At 33.5% G+C, this 18,058-nt stretch carries 18 protein-coding genes; 10 read left to right on the top strand and 8 right to left on the bottom strand.

The features are described from left to right. Positions 1–145 precede the first annotated feature (145 nt). On the top strand, positions 146–1,300 hold the full coding sequence (locus tag A8L32_RS03100) for a fasciclin domain-containing protein (protein ID WP_066627677.1): 1,155 nt from the start codon (positions 146–148) through the stop codon (positions 1,298–1,300). Positions 1,301–1,473: 173 nt separating this feature from the next. Here A8L32_RS03100 and A8L32_RS03095 read toward each other — a convergent pair whose 3' ends face one another. Continuing rightward, the gene (locus A8L32_RS03095) at positions 1,474–1,932 is read right to left on the bottom strand and encodes a hypothetical protein (protein ID WP_066627709.1); all 459 of its coding nucleotides are present in this window, start codon (positions 1,930–1,932) and stop codon (positions 1,474–1,476) included. Positions 1,933–2,338: 406 nt separating this feature from the next. Between A8L32_RS03095 and A8L32_RS03090 the strand changes: the two genes are divergently transcribed. The 3 genes from A8L32_RS03090 (at position 2,339) to A8L32_RS03080 (ending at position 4,299) form a co-directional block, all read left to right on the top strand. Then, entirely contained in the window at positions 2,339–2,611 is a 273-nt protein-coding gene (locus tag A8L32_RS03090) for a DUF493 family protein (protein ID WP_066627675.1), read from the top strand. 261 nt (positions 2,612–2,872) lie between these two features. Continuing rightward, positions 2,873–3,301, top strand: a complete 429-nt coding sequence (locus A8L32_RS03085; protein WP_066627674.1) for a hypothetical protein — start codon at positions 2,873–2,875, stop codon at positions 3,299–3,301. 383 nt (positions 3,302–3,684) lie between these two features. Beyond that, entirely contained in the window at positions 3,685–4,299 is a 615-nt protein-coding gene (locus A8L32_RS03080) for a trimeric intracellular cation channel family protein (RefSeq protein ID WP_066627671.1), read from the top strand. Between the two features lie 313 nt (positions 4,300–4,612). Here the strand turns inward: A8L32_RS03080 and A8L32_RS03075 are convergent, their stop codons facing one another. The 3 genes from A8L32_RS03075 to A8L32_RS03060 all read right to left on the bottom strand — a co-directional run bounded on the left by A8L32_RS03075 (position 4,613) and on the right by A8L32_RS03060 (position 7,387). Further along, on the bottom strand, positions 4,613–4,879 hold the full coding sequence (locus tag A8L32_RS03075; RefSeq protein WP_066627668.1) for a hypothetical protein: 267 nt from the start codon (positions 4,877–4,879) through the stop codon (positions 4,613–4,615). A gap of 42 nt (positions 4,880–4,921) precedes the next feature. Continuing rightward, complete coding sequence (locus A8L32_RS03070) at positions 4,922–6,673, bottom strand: amidohydrolase family protein (protein ID WP_083631156.1); 1,752 nt, start codon at positions 6,671–6,673, stop codon at positions 4,922–4,924. 285 nt (positions 6,674–6,958) lie between these two features. Further along, positions 6,959–7,387: a MotA/TolQ/ExbB proton channel family protein gene (locus A8L32_RS03060; RefSeq protein ID WP_066627652.1), complete on the bottom strand. Its 429-nt coding sequence runs from the start codon at positions 7,385–7,387 to the stop codon at positions 6,959–6,961. Between the two features lie 531 nt (positions 7,388–7,918). On the opposite strand from A8L32_RS03060, the gene A8L32_RS03055 reads away from it, so the two are divergent. Both A8L32_RS03055 and A8L32_RS03050 read left to right on the top strand, forming a co-directional pair. Next, positions 7,919–8,986: a sensor histidine kinase gene (locus A8L32_RS03055; protein ID WP_066627649.1), complete on the top strand. Its 1,068-nt coding sequence runs from the start codon at positions 7,919–7,921 to the stop codon at positions 8,984–8,986. Beyond that, the gene (locus tag A8L32_RS03050; protein WP_066627645.1) at positions 8,986–9,687 is read left to right on the top strand and encodes a LytR/AlgR family response regulator transcription factor; all 702 of its coding nucleotides are present in this window, start codon (positions 8,986–8,988) and stop codon (positions 9,685–9,687) included. The genes A8L32_RS03055 and A8L32_RS03050 overlap by 1 nt, the downstream gene beginning before the upstream one ends. Before the next feature lie 170 nt (positions 9,688–9,857). Here A8L32_RS03050 and A8L32_RS03045 read toward each other — a convergent pair whose 3' ends face one another. Together A8L32_RS03045 and A8L32_RS03040 are read right to left on the bottom strand one after the other, a co-directional pair. Further along, positions 9,858–11,201 carry a S41 family peptidase gene (locus A8L32_RS03045; RefSeq protein ID WP_066627642.1) on the bottom strand — a complete coding sequence of 448 codons (1,344 nt, stop codon included), beginning with the start codon at positions 11,199–11,201 and terminating at the stop codon, positions 9,858–9,860. A 282-nt stretch (positions 11,202–11,483) separates the two neighbouring features. Further along, on the bottom strand, positions 11,484–11,885 hold the full coding sequence (locus tag A8L32_RS03040) for a MotA/TolQ/ExbB proton channel family protein (RefSeq protein WP_066627639.1): 402 nt from the start codon (positions 11,883–11,885) through the stop codon (positions 11,484–11,486). Positions 11,886–12,037: 152 nt separating this feature from the next. Between A8L32_RS03040 and A8L32_RS03035 the strand changes: the two genes are divergently transcribed. The 3 genes from A8L32_RS03035 (at position 12,038) to A8L32_RS03025 (ending at position 14,992) form a co-directional block, all read left to right on the top strand. Further along, positions 12,038–12,829: a LytR/AlgR family response regulator transcription factor gene (locus A8L32_RS03035; RefSeq protein ID WP_066627637.1), complete on the top strand. Its 792-nt coding sequence runs from the start codon at positions 12,038–12,040 to the stop codon at positions 12,827–12,829. A 172-nt stretch (positions 12,830–13,001) separates the two neighbouring features. Next, on the top strand, positions 13,002–13,655 hold the full coding sequence (locus A8L32_RS03030; protein WP_066627633.1) for a hypothetical protein: 654 nt from the start codon (positions 13,002–13,004) through the stop codon (positions 13,653–13,655). Between the two features lie 200 nt (positions 13,656–13,855). After that, positions 13,856–14,992 (top strand): energy transducer TonB, encoded by a 1,137-nt coding sequence (locus A8L32_RS03025; protein WP_066627630.1) that lies wholly within the window; start codon positions 13,856–13,858, stop codon positions 14,990–14,992. A gap of 221 nt (positions 14,993–15,213) precedes the next feature. On the opposite strand, the gene A8L32_RS03020 is transcribed toward A8L32_RS03025, so the two are convergent. Next, positions 15,214–16,365, bottom strand: a complete 1,152-nt coding sequence (locus A8L32_RS03020) for a N(5)-(carboxyethyl)ornithine synthase (protein WP_066627627.1) — start codon at positions 16,363–16,365, stop codon at positions 15,214–15,216. A gap of 333 nt (positions 16,366–16,698) precedes the next feature. Here A8L32_RS03020 and A8L32_RS03015 point away from each other — a divergent pair, with 333 nt between their 5' ends. Next, positions 16,699–17,040, top strand: a complete 342-nt coding sequence (locus tag A8L32_RS03015) for a VOC family protein (protein WP_066627619.1) — start codon at positions 16,699–16,701, stop codon at positions 17,038–17,040. A gap of 186 nt (positions 17,041–17,226) precedes the next feature. On the opposite strand, the gene A8L32_RS03010 is transcribed toward A8L32_RS03015, so the two are convergent. Further along, positions 17,227–17,997 (bottom strand): hypothetical protein, encoded by a 771-nt coding sequence (locus tag A8L32_RS03010; protein ID WP_066627618.1) that lies wholly within the window; start codon positions 17,995–17,997, stop codon positions 17,227–17,229. Positions 17,998–18,058 lie beyond the last annotated feature (61 nt).

Below are 18,058 nucleotides of genomic sequence, written 5' to 3'. Positions count from 1 at the left end.
TATTCGTCATGATTTTATATCATTCTCATCCAGGTTACTATTAAATGCAAAGTTGTCGCAGCTGAATTTAATTAGATTAAGATCCCTTCTCTCTCAATAATTATTTATAACAACTGAAATTTCCAAATACTTTTAATCTTATGTCATGAAAAACGCATACTCTTTTTTTAACAGATTTATTATCATAACCATATTAGCCGTATTTACAAGCCCTATATTTGCACAAGAAAACCAAAATACAAAATCAGCCAGTTCTTTTGGTTTTTATACCGATCCACACTACCAATTCTTGAATACTCTTTTTCAGGAAATATTACAAGAAGGCCCACTTACCGTATTCTTGCCTACTAAAGATGCATTCGAAAACCTAAGTCAAGATCAAAAAGACTTGTACTTTCAACATCCCTATACCGAACTCATCGACCTACTCAAAGGACATATGGTTTCAGGTGTATATAACTCGAATAATTTAACTGATGGCACGAGTTTAAATGCGATCAACGAAAATCCACTCACCATTTCACATGAAGATCATAACATTTATGTGAACGATTCAAAAGTGGTTAGAGCTAATGTTTATTTAGGACGTTCAATAATTCACTTTATCGACCAAGTCATCCTTCCAACAACTACAGTTTACGATATCATTAAAGATAGTGAAGCGCATAACACTTTAGAGACAGCTATCAATGCAGCCGAACTAGATGGTGCTTTAATGGGCGAAGGTATGTTTACTGTGTTTGCTCCTACCGATGATGCTTTTAGCGCATTGCCAGCAGGAACAGTAGAAGCTCTATTGGAAGACCCAACAGGTGATTTAGCGCAAATTCTTCTTTACCATGTGGTAGGTTCAAAAGCCTTAAGCACAGACCTAAGTGATGGTCAGATGGTGGAAACACTGCAAGGTCAGGAAGTTGAAGTGGGTATTTTTAAAGGAAAAGTAACCATCAACGGTGCTGAAGTTGTAATGAAAGACATCGTTACTGATAATGGGGTGGTTCATGTGATTGATGCGGTAATCCTTCCTCCTGTAAACACATCGGTAGACAATGGTTTTGCACAAACTCAATTTACAGTTGCTCCAAACCCTGCTTCAACAACAACTCAGGTGACGTTTAACTCATCATACATTGATATGATAAACTTTAATATTTATGATGCCACTGGTAAAGTAGTGATGCAGAAATATAATTATTCATCAGGTGAGTATGTTGATGTTAGCTCACTGAGCAAAGGACTTTACTTTATCGTCATTAAAAACGAAAATATAAGTAAAACACAAAAACTGATGATTAGATAGTATCTATTTATAAAACCGACGGGAGTGTAAATTAAACTCTGTCTGATTCGATTTAATAATAGGTTCGAATACAAGGCTTACGAAGTAGTTTACTTTTTATACAGGCTTTAGGTAATAACAGAAAGCCCGCTACAAATTAATTGCAGCGGGCTTTTTTATGTTGTTTCGTAATCTTAAAACTTCATTGAAACACCTAACTTGGTTCCAAAAGTATTACCGCCACCAAACTCAAGGTTAACACCCCATTTGTTGCTCCAGTAATATCTACCTCCAATTTGAATACCTAATTGTAATGCGCTACCACCGTAATCGCCAACGCCTAAACCAGCATTAGCTCCTGCATACACATCCCAATCTGGTGTAATCTCTAATAAACGGTTAAAATGATAATCTCCTCTAAAATTAAATGTAATATACGAGTATTCGTCTAGTACAAAATTGACTTCAGGACCTATAGTTACATCATCATGCACAGCAAAGTCAACACCTGCATACAAAGGTATACCATGCGAATTAAAACCTAATCCCATATTTAATTGCTTGTCACCCTTAGATAATGGAGCTCCAAAACCTTGAGCGCTAACCATACCGCATACAAATGCAAGTACAACCAATACTTTTACTTTTTTCATATTCATAGTTTTTGTGATTATTTTAAAATCAAATTACAATTTAAATAATAAACGCTAGATAACGTAAATGATTATTCATTTTTGAAATATTCCACGAAATTAAAAAACAATTGAAAAAATCGGGGTATTTCCTAAAAAAAAATGCCTTCATTCATTTTTAAACCCACAATATGCATTCGAAAACCTATTACACATTTAAATCGCTTCAAAACAAGTCACCTCGTTGCTTTACCTCAACTCGCCAGAACGATGCGATGCCTCGTTTCAATAAAACCTTGTTTTTTTGCCCTTTCAATGATCATTACGATATTCGAAAACATAATCCGGTTAACCTACAATACACAACACCGTATAAAAAAAATAGTTTGTATCCTTTTAAAAGTATACTTTTGCCAAAAATTAAATTATGGCATCTCAAGATTATACTCAGCTATTAGAAAAACTACAAGAAAACAAAAAGTGGCCTTTGTTATATATGTTTAAGTTTATTGCTCCTAACGAAGAGGGGAAAGTAAAAGAGGTAGTTGCTTTACTTCCTAAGCATGGCAAGGTTTCGTATAAACACACCAAAAATTTAAAGTTTGTTTCTATCACCTGTAAAGTCAGCATGAAAAGCGCGCAAAGTATTATTGATGTTACGGCTGCAGTAAACAATATTGAAGGCATTATGTCCTTATAGAGTACTAGGTATTTTTTAGTTTATCCAATAATATATACATCCTAAAATAGATTCAGCGAATTACATTTTGACATTTATTCACCTTATTTAGTTACAATTCACAATACAAAGTGCGGTTTTTAATAATTAATTAATACTTTTACATCACACCCCGTTATTAATTAAAAGAATACTTTGAATAATTTTTACTCGCAAACACATTTAAAGCGAGAAGCTTTTTACAAAGGATTCTAATACTAGAATGATGTAAATGTTTTAACTATGGATGAAAAACCAAAGTATTGGCAGGACGTAGACAAAGATTGGAAGTTTTATTACGATGAAGGTAAATCGTATTTCAACACATGTCAAAAATTAATTAAAAAGCGTGGTAGTTTCGACAATGAGTTTATCTATAACCTTTCGGTTTTAGCTGGCGAACGATTAGCCTTGGGAATGTTACTAAGCTACGACTATATACCCGCTGCCACTTCATTATCGGGAATGCTAAGAGAAGGAGAAGAGCATTACAAACTCGACGCAGAGATTTTACAAGGAGCACGGTTTTTAAATAAGTTTCAAACCTTTTGTTCTTTAGAAGTTATTCCGTTTACACCCCCTAACGATTCTGAACTAGAAAAAATCGTTGATTATATCGGAATAATTGAAGGTTTCTGTGACCAAAATATAAACAAGGCTGTACCCGCATAAGTAGCCTTTAAGAAAACGCCAAATGCTGCGTAAATATGTGTTTGACGTTTTCTTATGAATATTGGATCAGGGATTTCATCTCTAAAACACTGACTTCATCTTCTTGCCTTGATGCCAAAAACCGAAGCAAATATAATCAAGGCTGTACTATCTTTCACGACTGAAAATGTTTTAACTCACTCTTATCGTTCCTCAAAAGCCTCAAACAAAAAACAATTCTTTATCTTCATTTTAAGTTGTTTTTCTGACTCATTGGCTAATGCCGCAGTAACGCCATTCAAACTTTTAACAAATACCTGTTTTAACTTTTTTATAGCATACATGTAATAAATCAGCTATTTATTTGCGCTAAAAATATTTACTTTTGCCGCAAATTAATTCTGATGGATTTACTAAGCTTTGCAGATTACGCAGGAACATGCGCTTTTGCTATTAGTGGCACCATATCGGCCACCCAAAAAAAATTAGACTTATTTGGCGCTACTTTTATTGGCTTTGTAACAGCCATAGGTGGCGGAACCATTCGTGATTTAATGCTCGGTAACACTCCTGTTACCTGGATTTTGGACAGCAAGTATTTTATACTCATTCTGGCCTCTATCCTATTTACACTGGTCTTTTATAAATACATACTTAAACTGAAGCAAACCTTATTTTTGTTTGATACTATTGGTATTGGCGTATTCACCATCATTGGTATTGAAAAGGCTTTATTCTTTGGTATTAATGCGCCTATTTCTATGGTGATGGGTCTTTCGTCGGCGGTTATTGGTGGTGTAATTAGAGACACCCTATGCAATGATGTTCCGCTTATATTCCATAAAGAGATTTATGCCACGGCTTGTATTATTGGTGGCTCGGTGTACCTAGTGCTTCAACATTTTAATGTAGAAACTCACTTTTCGCAGATAGCCACTATTTCTTCTATCATCATCATCCGATTACTAGCTATTAAATACAATTTAAGTCTGCCTAAAATCACTAATGCGCAGGAGTGAAAAAAGGAGAAACCGAAGAAGGGAACAAAAGGGCATTTTTCAATGAACAGTTAACAATTTACTATAAGCAATAGAGCATGAAGTCGTGACATAGAGCAAAACTGCAGAAACATAAAGATGTCGATCAAGCGCCAAAGGCGCGCAACATTTTATACTCCACCCCAAAAACAGCACATTTGCAAAAGAGCTGTTTTTACTCTCTTTACAATATGTTTATGATCAAAATCTCTTTTATGTAATATTTGTATTCTGTTTATACCTTGATGAAACAAAGTATAAACAGAATATTGAAGCATACATTTACTAAAATATTTTATTTTAAAAATAGCTCAATTACAGGTACCTCAACATTGGGTTTACGAACCGGAAGTTTAATTTTAACCCCGGTATCTCCTTCTTTAGCTTCATCCAGCCAAGCACCCTCTTTAGCTGTTACTTTTAATTCCGAAGCATCGTTTAACAATTGAGCATATTCAATTTTCCCTGCTAAACCGGGTAAGTAAATCGTTTTAAAAGGCCACTCCAATACATGAACATATAAACGATTAGTTTTGGGATTGTAGGTTAATATAGCCCTCACCTATCACGAAGACTACAATGACATGTTTCTACATGGACTATACTAATAATACAATTTTAATAATCCCCAATATTTTAATAAAACGAGTAAGATTATTGATGCAATAATAACTGATAAGGTATGCCATTTTCTAAACGACGATAAATTATTTCTTACCCATAAAATGGAAAAGATGATCGATAGTGCTATCAAGATTATTAAAATGACAAACGGCATTAATACTTTAGTCTGCGTCAATAAATCAGTTATAAATAAGGTTGAAATACCACTTTGAAATACGGATTCGGGCAAGGTAAACAACAACAGCACAAGAACTAAACTTATTGTACTTACTAAAATTACCAACAAGCGGATACGGTACTTTTTAATGCTACTGTCAGCACTTTTTAAAGACGCTAATTTGCCCTTATTGAAAGCAAATAATACGGGTCGTATTATAAAAGTACTTAAGAAAGACAAAAACATAAATAGTACCAGTACTTTTATGAAATGACTATTGCGAATAGTTAACCTCTGCATGCCTTTGGCATTTTTAGCAGCCACTTCATCTAACATTAACTTTAACTCTGCCTTAGGGTACCAAGTCCCTTTTGTCATTACGCCAGCTATAGATTTGGTGTTATTAATATCTTCAAGAGGGTTCTTCTTCAGTAATAACAAATCAGCATCCTTTCCTTTTTCAACAGTTCCTAACCTTGATTCATAGCCTACCATTTCAGCACACTTTCTTGTTGCAGACAAAAGAATTTGATACGGTGTTATACCAGCATCTTGCCAAATTACCAATTCTTCGTGCAGACTAAAACCTGCAATGATATATGGATTACTGGCATCTGTTCCTACAACAATATTGGCATTGTTATCTGCTAAAGTTTTAAGTAATTTGGTTTTTTGTACAAAATGTGCATCATAAGGTCTACCACTTTTCCACCATGCAACTGCATCCGGAGAGGCATATTTAATCTCACTGGGAGGATTGTGTTTTAAGGAATCCATCATTCCTAAATTTTTCAGCACCACTAAGGTAGGACAGTTCCAAGTACCACTTTTTAGTGTTTGTGTTATAATCTGCTCATCAGCATAATACTTTTCATACCCATCCAAGTGCTCAATGGAGCTTTGCCCTGAAGATAATACATGCTTGATATCAATAGCTTTAGGAACATGCCCCACAACTGACATGTCGAGCTCATTGGCTACCCTGATAATTTCATCATATACTTCCTTTGACAGTTTCCAATACACTTTAATAGCATCATAACCATCCTTTTTCATTTGAGATAAAGCATCAAATACCTGGGCTTTATCTCCGATAACATATGATCCGGGCCAGTAAGGCTTTACACCATCAATAATTGGGCTGGTAGTATACAACTCAGGTCCAATTAAACGCTTTTCCTTTATTTTTTTTCGAAGTTTCAAATGACTTGGAGCTCCAAACATATTTCTAACAAAAGTTACTCCGTTAGCCACATACAATATCCTATCATTTTCGTTGTTATAGTGCACATGCATATCGCATAATCCAGGTATCAGATATTGTTCTTTTCCTTCTATTATATGGGTATTTTCTGGAATGGTCATTTCCTCAAAAATCCCAATAGCTGCAATTTTGCCATCCTTTACTAATACGGAATGACCATGTAAAATGGAATCATTAAACATAGTTATAACATTTACATCCTTAAAAACGGTGGTGACATTTTCTGCAGATTTATTGCAGGATGAAAAGAGGAGCATAATGGCCAAACAAGATAGTTCAGCAGCTTTTATTATTCTAAATATTATATTCATAATTAGTGTAGTTAGTGAGGAGTGTAAAAGTAAACTGATTGTTACTGTTCAGCATAAAGAATAAAGACACAAGCATAAAAATGTGAGCATTTTACAATTTTCATACATTCTAGTTTATGGTAAACAATGATAAAAAAAGGTGCTATATTCTTTAAACTAGTTTAACAATAAGAATAATTCAGAACTTAATAATTATAAGTATCAATGAATAAACTCTTGTCTTTTGTCTTTATACTTTTGTCTTACTACTGAATAGTTACAACTGATTTATTATAGTCAGTAATCTTACTGATTTATAGCTCCGTTTTGAGAAGGGTATTTTTTCATATTTCGGAATACAAACCAAAGGATGGCTGATAGGATAAGAAGTACCATGCCGAAGAATGGTACTATAAAACTAACTTTTAAACCACCAGCGAGATAGTTCGGATTAATGCTTTCACTTCCCTTACTTTGAATAATGTCAAAAGCGGCTATAAGGCCAACCATTTGTCCGCTTATACCAATCAAAAATGCCAGACTGCCAAAAAACAGAATGCTTTCGTTTGTCTTTTTAAGTTTTTGAGGATTTTTATTAGAGCGGTACAAAATAACAAAGCGTACAGCTAAGACAATGACTGTTAACCACAAAAGGTAAACAAGGGCCATAAAAGCTGGGCCACCTTCATAAAAAAGTCTAGTTAAACTGGCTATACCGTCATGAAACATATTCATAATATTAAGTTTTTAGAAATTAACGATAGAACAATAGTAAAGATTCATGACAAGCTATAAGAATGAATTATGGAAACAACGCAAATGGCATCCTCAACAACAAATTTAAAACAATAAATAGCATTTTAGTTATTCAGGGTGTGTTTCGTGTTGTTGACATAAAATAGACTGCCGATGTAATAACAAAGCTAATTTCGTTCTATATTTGTTAATCGATTCAAAGTGTAAGCTATTAAATATTTCGTATTGCCGGTTTGTCACCGCCATGACATCGTCTGGTGAGCATTAAAACAAGATTGTTTAGTCGTAAAATTGCGATTTGTTTGAGAGCCTGACATAGGAAGGTTCGAGTTTTAGCGATTTAGACTAAAGAAGCGTAGTTTTAATAGTGAGCTAGGCGCAGTCTTGATTTTTTTTGCTTGCGTTTTTTGTATCAAGACAAAAAATGAAGTCAGGGTTTTAGGGATGAAATCCCTGAAGTATTAGGCATTTACAAAAGTAGTTCACCCCCTTGATTGGAATTTGTTTCTTATGACTATCAACAAAAACATAAAATCTAATATAAAAGAATTTCCATATTGGGAAATCATTTATTGGTCGCTAGCATCATTATTCATGTTTTTTGTTTTCAGTAACAGGCATTACGATATTCAAATTCGTACTAATGTATCTATTTTACTCTTGCTGATTAGTTTTGCCAATGCAAGGATTACCAATAAAGTTTTAATTCCTAGGTTTTTATTTAAGGGCAAAAGAGTGTTGTTTATGTACCTACTCTTTACTCTATTTATTATATCCTTATGGCTTATTAGCATTGCGCTCTTTTTAATCACTTTTTACAGCAATGTAGCCTTTACAAATATCATTTTACCTTCTTTCGAAGATGTTATTATTCTCCTGACAGGCACCTATTTAATAGCGCTGCTGTCCTCTGTTTTTTATTTTACGAAAGAATCTTTTCAATCGAAAGAGGAAAAATTAATTATTGAGAAAGAAAAAAATATACTCGAATTAAAATTCAAAGAAGTTCAACTACAATTGCTTAAAGAGCAAATTCATCCACATTTTATTTTTAATATGATGAACAACCTTTATGCCTTAGTTAATGAGAGCACTGCGCTTTCGAGGGAGGTAATTGTTCGTTTATCCGAATTACTGGAGTATATGCTTTACGAATGCAATACAGAACGGGTAGAATTAAAAAATGAAATACAATTCATCAATAATTACATTGAACTGGAAAGAATTAGACACGACGAAAGTTTTAATGTCAGCTTTGATTTCCCTGAAGATAAGGACGAGATAAAAATTGCTCCTTTGGTATTATTCCCTTTTGTTGAAAATGCCTTTAAGCACGGGTTAAAACAAGCTGACAATGATTTTATTAATATAGAATTAGAGATTACCACATCCTTAATTATATTCAGTGTAAAAAACAGTGTTCACAGTATTATTAATGGAATTGAAATCAAGAAAAGTAAAGGCCTGGGCTTAAAAAACGTTCGTGAAAGATTAGAATTAGTGTACCAAAATCATCAGGAATTACAAATATCATCAGGCGATAAGTTTTTTGAAGCCAAACTAAAAATTTTAAGGTAATGTCCGGAAAAGTAAAATATAAATGCATCATAATTGACGATGAACCGTTAGCGATAAAAGTGATTCAGGAACACCTGGAAAATTTCGCTAATCAGTTAGAATGTATAGGATCATATACCAAGCCAATGGAGGCAATAACGACTTTAAATAATGGAAGTGTCGATATTTTATTTTTAGATATCAATATGCCTTCTATAGATGGAATTGAATTTTTAAAAGCATTGGCAGTTAAGCCTTACGTAATTTTTACAACTGCCTACAGAGAGTTTGCTGTTGAAGCTTTTGAACTGGACGCCCTCGATTATCTTGTAAAGCCTATTTCTACCGGCAGATTTTTAAAAACGATAAATAAATTTCTGGCAATGAAACAGACTCAGTTTCAAAAACCAAAAGAGTTTATTCATATTAAGGCGGATAAAAAGAATTATAAAATTGCCACAGAAACCATACTTTATATTGAAGGTCTGGATAACTACATTAAAATTAAAACGACGACAAATAGCCTTATTTGTTACGATTCCTTATCGAGCATTGAAAAAGAATTACCACCACAGTTATTTCAACGTATCCACCGTTCTTTCATTATTAATATCAACAAAATTGACCATTACACATCATCGTATATTATGCTGGATGACCGGCAATTTACTATTGGTAGAAATTACAAAGAGCATGTATTAAACCATCTGGATAAACCATAAACACTTTATAGTATCGTATAATTTAAAACAAATGGTGGTTCTAAATAGGCAAACAAGTGCTATTTATTGGTTGAGTTGGCTTTAGCAGTAATAAAAAAGAGGCTACTGAAGAAGGCATTTTTAACTTTACAAAAGCCTCTTTTAAATTTCGTTTTAACTCTACACTAAAGCTAATTTTTAGATATCAGTTGCTTTTCTTCTATTAGGTTTAGCGTGTAATTTAATACGGTATCTATGTTACTTAAATAATGTTGGATATTAGTTGTCACATGATGATCGGGAATAATGCCTTTTTTGTTGCTTAAACTAGTAACAGTGGTTTTAACCTCTCGTGTGGCAACTCGTAAAAATGCGTTTGTATTGTCGAAGTTATAGAATTTACTAAAATCGTTACAAGTATACGTAGCTCCCGTTTCTTCGCCCACAATAATTCCCCAATCGTTTTCTTTAACCAAAGAGCAAAAATGACCAGTGGTTGACAAACACTTTCCATTTACCAATATGTATGGTTTATTTTTAAATCTATTGGCCTTGGATTGAATAGGCTTTTTTAATTTACGGTACCACCAAGCTATATCCTTATCAAAATAAGTATAAGGCTTATCGGCAATATACCCCAGCAGATAAGAACTACAAAAAGGATCGCCCCCACCATTATCTCTTACATCAATTATTAAGTTTTGAATTTGATTTTCATGGATGTTCTGAAAACAACTATCCACAAACGATTTAAAAATAGGAAGCTGTTTTTTATAATACTCAAAAGAACGAATGGTTAGTGTAGTAGTACTGTTTTCCAAATCGGTATCAAAACAAAGAGGCTTGTCACCCTTATCTAAAAAGGTTTTTGTTGGATGAAATTCCGTTGCCTGTGCCAGATGTATTTCTCCCATTTCTTCTTTATGTTTTACCTTAACGGTGAATGAGGTGGGGAAATTAAAATACATGGCACAAAACTGCGTGAAAAAATCATTGGCAATTTCTGCTTGAATGGCTCTATTGCATCCTTCACTTGGCAGATGCGTAAATATTGCCTTTTGTAGTGTAGCTATATCAACACCATTTATGCTTAGTATTTCATCACCAGCCTCCAGCTTATCCGCGTTAGTTTTAGCATCCATGATGTACAATTTTTCCTTATGGAACCGTACATTCATCGGAAAACGCATTGCTTTTGGAAGGTTTTGTAGTTGACCAGTCCAAACAGCAGAGTGCCCACATTGAACGGCTGCTACTACTTTTTCGCAAATCCATATAAAACGCCCTAAACTTATTGAATCATTAATTTTATTGTATTGATCCTCAATCAGTATACTTAAAGAATCTTCGCTAATAAAAGCATAAGGTTTAGGATGTTTCTCTACCAAAAGCTCAACCATTTGTTTGTAATCTTCCTGGTAAGCCTGCAAGGGAAAAACCGTGGTAATAGTTGCCGTTGAACTAAAATCATTTGCTTTTTTAGAGCAAGATAGTAGTGTAAATACGCCTAGAAATGTAATAAGTAAGAGTTTCATAATGTATAATTTGATTTTAAAATTAAGTTCTTGTTATCTTTCGATACGTGTAATTGATGGTATCAAACTTCCTTCTTCTCATTCTTTAAAAGAGTATAATTGCACTTTCCCTTCTTGCCAAGTGCAAGCAACCTAAATTTTAGAGGAGTGATATTAAATATCTGTTTAAAAGAAAATTATTTAATAAATTATTAGACATAGCTACGCCACGCTGACTGATGAACCATAGCTTCAGTCAAGACAAAATTTGTAATAAAATGTCTTAAGAATTATAGATAAGTATTAAGTCTGCTTCTCTATCTTTTTTTCTATCAATAGCGAGAATATAAACCATAATAAGAGCGAGAATAAATAAATCAGTATTCCGTATATGATAACGATCATAGTAGCTTTTATTCCCCCAAATACATTTTGAGCTGTAATCTCTATACCTTTTGCAGTTATATCTTCAATAATATCAAACATGGACATGAACCCAATTAAACTGCCAAAAACTCCCATTGTTAAAGTGAATAAACCTATGTCTTTCCCATATCTAAGCTTACGTAGGCATACTTCCTTATCTATTTTTTTAGAGATGTAAGCAACAACAAAATAGTAAATAAGCCAGGCAGTCGTTATTACTAACAAAATTGTTAATAAGCCCATAAACTCTAGTCCTCCCTTGATAAATAGCTCTTGCATATATTCATTTTTTCATGGTTTAAAACTACTGCCAAAGTATGCGTGACGAGGGAAAAAACCAAGGTTGAATCCGCTTCTAAAATGGTTATTTATCACCTCTAGCTAGTAATTTTAATATATTTGCCCAAATTAGACAGAAATAGTAGAAAAGAATGAATAAATATTTAAAAAAACCTGCTTACCATATTGCTTATTGGATTTTTGTCGTACTTGTTTTAAGTCGAGCATTTGCATTATCATGGGGAAATAGTTCTGCAGCATTTTACTTTGTGTGTATGCTACTCCCAATTGTTTTAGGAACCTCCTATTTTTTTAATTATTTCCTTGTTCCAAAATATTACCTCACTAAAAGATACAAACGTTTTGCTTTATATACTTTTTCTACGGCTGTTGTATCGGTATACCTCGAAGTATTAGTATTGACTTTTTCGTATATATTTCTGGTAAACCTTAATTATAACGACCTAAACCCTAATGCTGCTAAAATAGGGCTTTTGCCAGTTGTATTGTATTTACTAGTATTAATAGGTTCGTTTCTCTTAATGATGAGTCAAATATCTGAAAACCGACAAGTCATTCAACAACTTTTGGAGGAAAAAGAAAAAATGAAAAAATCGTTTCTTGAAATAATGAGCAAGCGTAAAATGACCAAAATAGCCTACAACGACATTATTTACATTGAAAGTGCCTCCAATTACATTAAGGTTGTTACAGTTAATGATACTATAGAAAGTAAGGAAAAAATTAGCACTCTGGCCAACCGCTTACCCGATATGTTTTTAAGAATACACCGCTCTTTTATCATCAATACTGAAAGAATTAAAGAATGTTCTTCCGACAGCATTGTTGTTGATACGGTTAGGTTAAACATTGGACGGAGCTATAAAAAAAGTGTGAAGGAGAGTTTAAATGGATCAATCTTAACAAGTGCATCAGTTAAGTGATTAGTTAATAGAAGAAAATACCAACACAAATTAATAAGTTTAAAACTTGAATAATGCCGAAAATTAAACTAAACTGGCATTTATTAAAAAAACATGAAACACCTCTAAAAACTACTCTTACACAACAAGATAAGTATTCAGAGAGTTTCATTTAACCATAAAATATAAACAGATGAATAAACTAATCATTGGATTTCTTTTAATTGCCTTTACTTCGTGCTCATCAGACAAACTAAGTAAGTTATCTATAAATTGTATTTGCAGGGTTTCGGAGCATTCTGTGTCGAGTACAGATGAGAAGGACGATAATATTAAAGAGTTTTCGTTTACTAATAGTCCGTTATTTAATCACGGAATTGATAAACAAGGATTTGCCCTCAGTTCAGCCATTTTAATTAATAACGAATACGAAATTGATTCTACCTCGGTAATTAAAATTAGCTTAATAAACGATAAAGAAGGAAAAAAGAAGACTTTTGAATACTCGTTTACCTCAAAAGAGATTGAAGAAAAATCTACTAAGTATTTTCAGATAGAAGCCTTAATAAATGAGTTTGTTAGTAATATGTATGCTAAAAACTACTCTGTATGTAAAACGCTAACCAACTTTGAAACTAAAGATGAAGAGTTTCATGAATTGATGAGTAAAGTATCTGAAGGATTGGATGAAGGATATATTGATACAAGAATTTTGAATTATTCAGTTGGGAGATTGGGTTATGAAATTCATGGAGGAATCTGGACCAAAAGCAAAAAACTGAATTTGTTCCGTATGCAGTTTGAAGCCATCAATGATGATGTGAAAATATCGTTTTTTAATTTTTAAAATGAGCTACAGTTCTCTGTCCTAAATTCGCCCACTATTCATCATTTCAGTATAATATGCTGAAATGAGTAGGCACCTATCAAAAACTTTAAAAAACAGCGGGCAGAGAACTTCAACCATCATCCAGCCAATTATCTAGGGAACTTATAAATATTTAATTATATTTGAAATTGACATAAACTAAATCATTTAATCCAACCATGACTATCCTATCGCCTATTAAATCAAAAAACACCTTGTTATTATTTTTCTTAATCGCTATTTCAATTAAGAGTTTTAGCCAACAAGAAGTTAAACTTTTTTATAATGCCCAATGGGAAATTACAAATCCCGAATTCGCAAGCTACATACGTAAAGCAAGTTACGACCTTAATAACTTTAAACTAGATGGTAAGGTAATAGATTCCGATACTCAAGGTAACATAATAGGAGAAGGAGAATATACTAAGGGCAAACGTAACGGTTATTTTAAATGGTATTATAAAAACGGACAAGTAAAAAAAGAAGGTGAAATTGTAAATAATAGGATGACTGGAACTTGGCGGTATTATTATTGGTCTGGGCAGCTTAAGCAAGTTATCTTAATAAAAAAAGGAAATATTAATAATAATTTTGTAGTAACTGATTTTTATGACAAATCGGGAGAACCATTAATAAGCAATGGAACAGGAAAGTGGATGGTTGATTCAGTTAAGTATAACCTGTTTAGCCATGATTGTATCTGCAGATTACATGGTACATTTAAAGACAGTGTAATGCATGGTACATGGAAAGCTGTTAGAATTAGTGATGGAAAGCTTATTCATAGTGAACAATACAGAAAAGGAAAATACATAAGCGGAATAAATAATTCAGGGTTTTCTAATGATTATGGAGTCCCAACCAGTGCCCTTTTACCAAAGTCACCATTTAATAACCATAGTCATTTTACAAAAGCGGAAAAATTTATTTTAGATGAAATAGCTTTTCCCACGACCTTAGTCGAAAATGATGTTGAAACGATATTCAGTACTGTAACAGGGGTAAAAGTTGAAATAAAGAATCGCCCTGCTGGCTTCAAATATGGCGATTACCAGTTAATGTCCTTTATCGGTCAGAATCTCAATTATCCAATTGGCGCACTTTCCAAAGGCATATCAGGTAAAGTTTACGTCTCCTTCACAATAGATTCAAATGGACAAACTAAAGACTATGTTGTCATACGAGGAGTAGAAGAATCATTAGATAAAGAGGCATTAAGAGTAGTTAAGCTAACCAAGGATTGGCTACCTAAAATTACCAACGGAGAACCTGTGGAATCTAAATTAACCATTCCTGTAAATTTTGTAAGAAAGTAGTTTAATATATTGACGCTTAATAGATTCTTACAAAGAATCATTGCTAAGCCCCAAATTAAAAATGTTAGTGTTAGTTGAGAATTGTCTTCTGCATTCTCTTTTGGGTGTAAATTCCGACGCAAACCGGTTGTGTATATAAAATGTAAGTGATGCACTAGGGTGTCGGGCCTTGCTCTATGGCCTTTGCGCTATATCTCTAGTGTCTTATTCCTTTTTTCATATTACATGCTGCTTATAAAATTATGCGGATAATCCGATAAACGTTTCTGATACGATAAAACAGACTCTTTTTTTATCACTCCATTTTCTATATTAATGGCCTGTTGAATGGTATTATTTTTCATCCATCCTTCTTTCCCTTCCAGTACCGATGGCAAATGAACAATTAATGCTGCCGAAATTGATCTTGAAGCACTTTCCCATAAATAACTTGGCGTATGATCTACGGCATAATAGTCTATATTATCAATCTGAATCATAGGTTCTTTAAAGGTAGTTGGCTTTGCAAAATAAAATCCCATACCTTCATCGCAACTCACATCTATAATCAAGCATCCAGGTTTTAATACGTCTTTTTCCTCTTCCGTAACAAAGTTCAATGGATGATCTGTATCCTGAAAAACGCCATTTATAATAATTTCAGATTCACTCATTAAATTTGCTAAAGGACGTACCGTTCCATCATGTTCTTCAATAACCAGCCTGGCTTCTTTTTCTTTACCTTCGCGCAAGCGTACATAATGAACATCTAATATCTCTTCTCTTACTTCATGATCAGGTCGCTGAACACAGATGGTTATATCTCTAAATCCATGTGCTTTAAGTGCATAAATGGCTCCTCTACTCACTGCTCCAAAACTAAAAATAATAACCTTGCGCTGATTACCGTAATGCCCATCAATACCCTTTAACTGCAATGCATGTATTACTCCACAATAACCCGCCATCTCATTATTCTTATAAAAAGTATGCCTTCCTATTTGTCCACTTGGTGCCCATACAAACATATCTTCAAAGGCAATAAGCGTTAACTTCCTATCTATAGCTGTTTGAGTAATATCAGTTTGCTGTGCACAATGTGGGTAGCCCCAAATCAATCCTCCTGCGCGTAATTCTTCTAAATCCGACAAAACGGGTTTAGCCATAATCACCGAACCAACATCTCTTAATAACTCTTGACGTGTTGCCACCCCACCAGATTGCGATTCAAAATATTGATCGCTTAAGCCAAACGGTTTACCATACCCTTCTTCAAAAATTAATTGTTTTCGAATATCTTCAGATAATCGCTCAAAATGTTCGGGGTGAATAGGTACTCTTCTTTCATCCTCTTTTCTTGACGTTCCAACAACTCCTAAAATCAGTTTTTTCATAACTAAGCCCTCTTGTTAATAGTGATATTAAACAATACTAGTAATGGCCAAACAACCTGTAATCCAATAAAAAACTATTCTCTAGGTGTTTGCTTATGACAACTAAGCTACAAAAATGAAGTCCTGATTGATTGAAATCAAAAGCGGTAAAAACCAGTATAAAGATAGTCTAATTAAACCAGTAAGTATGTATTAAATCAGGATAATAAAATGAATCAGAATAGCTCACTTACTACCCAATAATATTTATATTTAAACAAAAACCTTCCTCTGTTGACATACAGTTGTCACTCTACTACCCTATTTTTGAATTGAAACATAAAACAAACTAAAATGAAAGACAATCAAATTAACTATGTAGAGTTTAAAGCTCAAGACCTAGAAAGTATAAAAACCTTTTACAGCGCAGCATTTAACTGGAATTTTACCGATTATGGTCCATCCTACATAGCTTTTTCCGAAAGTGGCTTAGAAGGTGGCTTTGCCCAAAGCGATGATAAAATAAACAATGGCGCTTTAGTGGTTCTGTTCCATAGCAAACTTGAAGAAATTAAGGACAAAATAATGGCCTGCAAAGGAATCATTTCGCAAGATATTATTTCATTTCCTGGAGGTCGCAGGTTTCACTTTATAGACCCTGCAGGTAATGAACTTGGAGTTTGGTCAGATAAGTAGATCGTTATTGGGGATTGATTATTAGAAAGCACTTCCCTTAATGATGACACATTATTGATAAAACCAGGTACTAAGGTTTATTTTTATAAGATATGAAGGGGTTAAACTCCCTTCATAAAAGTCATCATCAAACTCAAATGCAGAGAACTACCTAAGGGATATGCCGAGCAGATTGACTCACCAAAATTAGAATTCTTTACCTAACATAAACGACAGAATAGGTCGACATTTATCATTACAGGCTGGGTAAAATTCTTTATTTACTTTATCTTCTGACTTGGTTGATTTACCCCACCAGAATTCTGCTATGGCCAAAGGCTTCATATCGTTTTCGAATGCGTATTGTAATAATTTTGGTGCTGCGCACTCACCTGCTCCTGCTGCAGGATTTCTATTGGCATAGACTTTAAAAATATCACGCATTTTTTTCACTTCCCCGTCCTTATTCTGAAATCTATAATTATCAAATAATTCTTCCTGTAATTTTACAGATTTATGTTTACGTAACTCCTTTATTTTATTGGCCTTAAGAATTGATTCTTCCGTATTTATATTTATTAGGTCCTTAATCTCTAAACCCATTTCAGATAGTTTGCTCATCCCTTTATTGATGAAAAAATCATTTGATGCCACATCGAAAACCGAAGGAACAAAGATATTAGGGTGAGATTCATCCTGAATTTTTCCTGAAAAAGTAGACAGAAAACCAAGATCTCCATATTTGTTTTTCACAACTAAAACACCAAACATTTTACCTTTGGCATTTCCTTCTTTATGCTCACAAAAACCAAAATTATGTTTCCATATGGATTGATGCTTCAACAAGTAAGCTTGAATTTGTAAAGCTGCAATCTTGCATATATCAGGAGTAACAAGTTCAAAAGGGTTATTTAACGTGTGCGGAACTAACTCTGAATGGATATTATCTATAAAAGGAATAAAACACTGCTCTTTCATTAATTGCAAATATAAACGAATCTATGAATTAAACCTTAGCTACATTCACTAAGCATCTATA

Origin of the sequence: Labilibacter marinus (genome assembly GCF_001659685.2) — a bacterium.
GTDB lineage: Bacteria > Bacteroidota > Bacteroidia > Bacteroidales > Marinilabiliaceae > Saccharicrinis > Saccharicrinis marinus.
The sequence above is the reverse complement of the archived record's forward strand: the minus strand, read 5'-3'. Positions and strand labels throughout refer to the sequence as shown.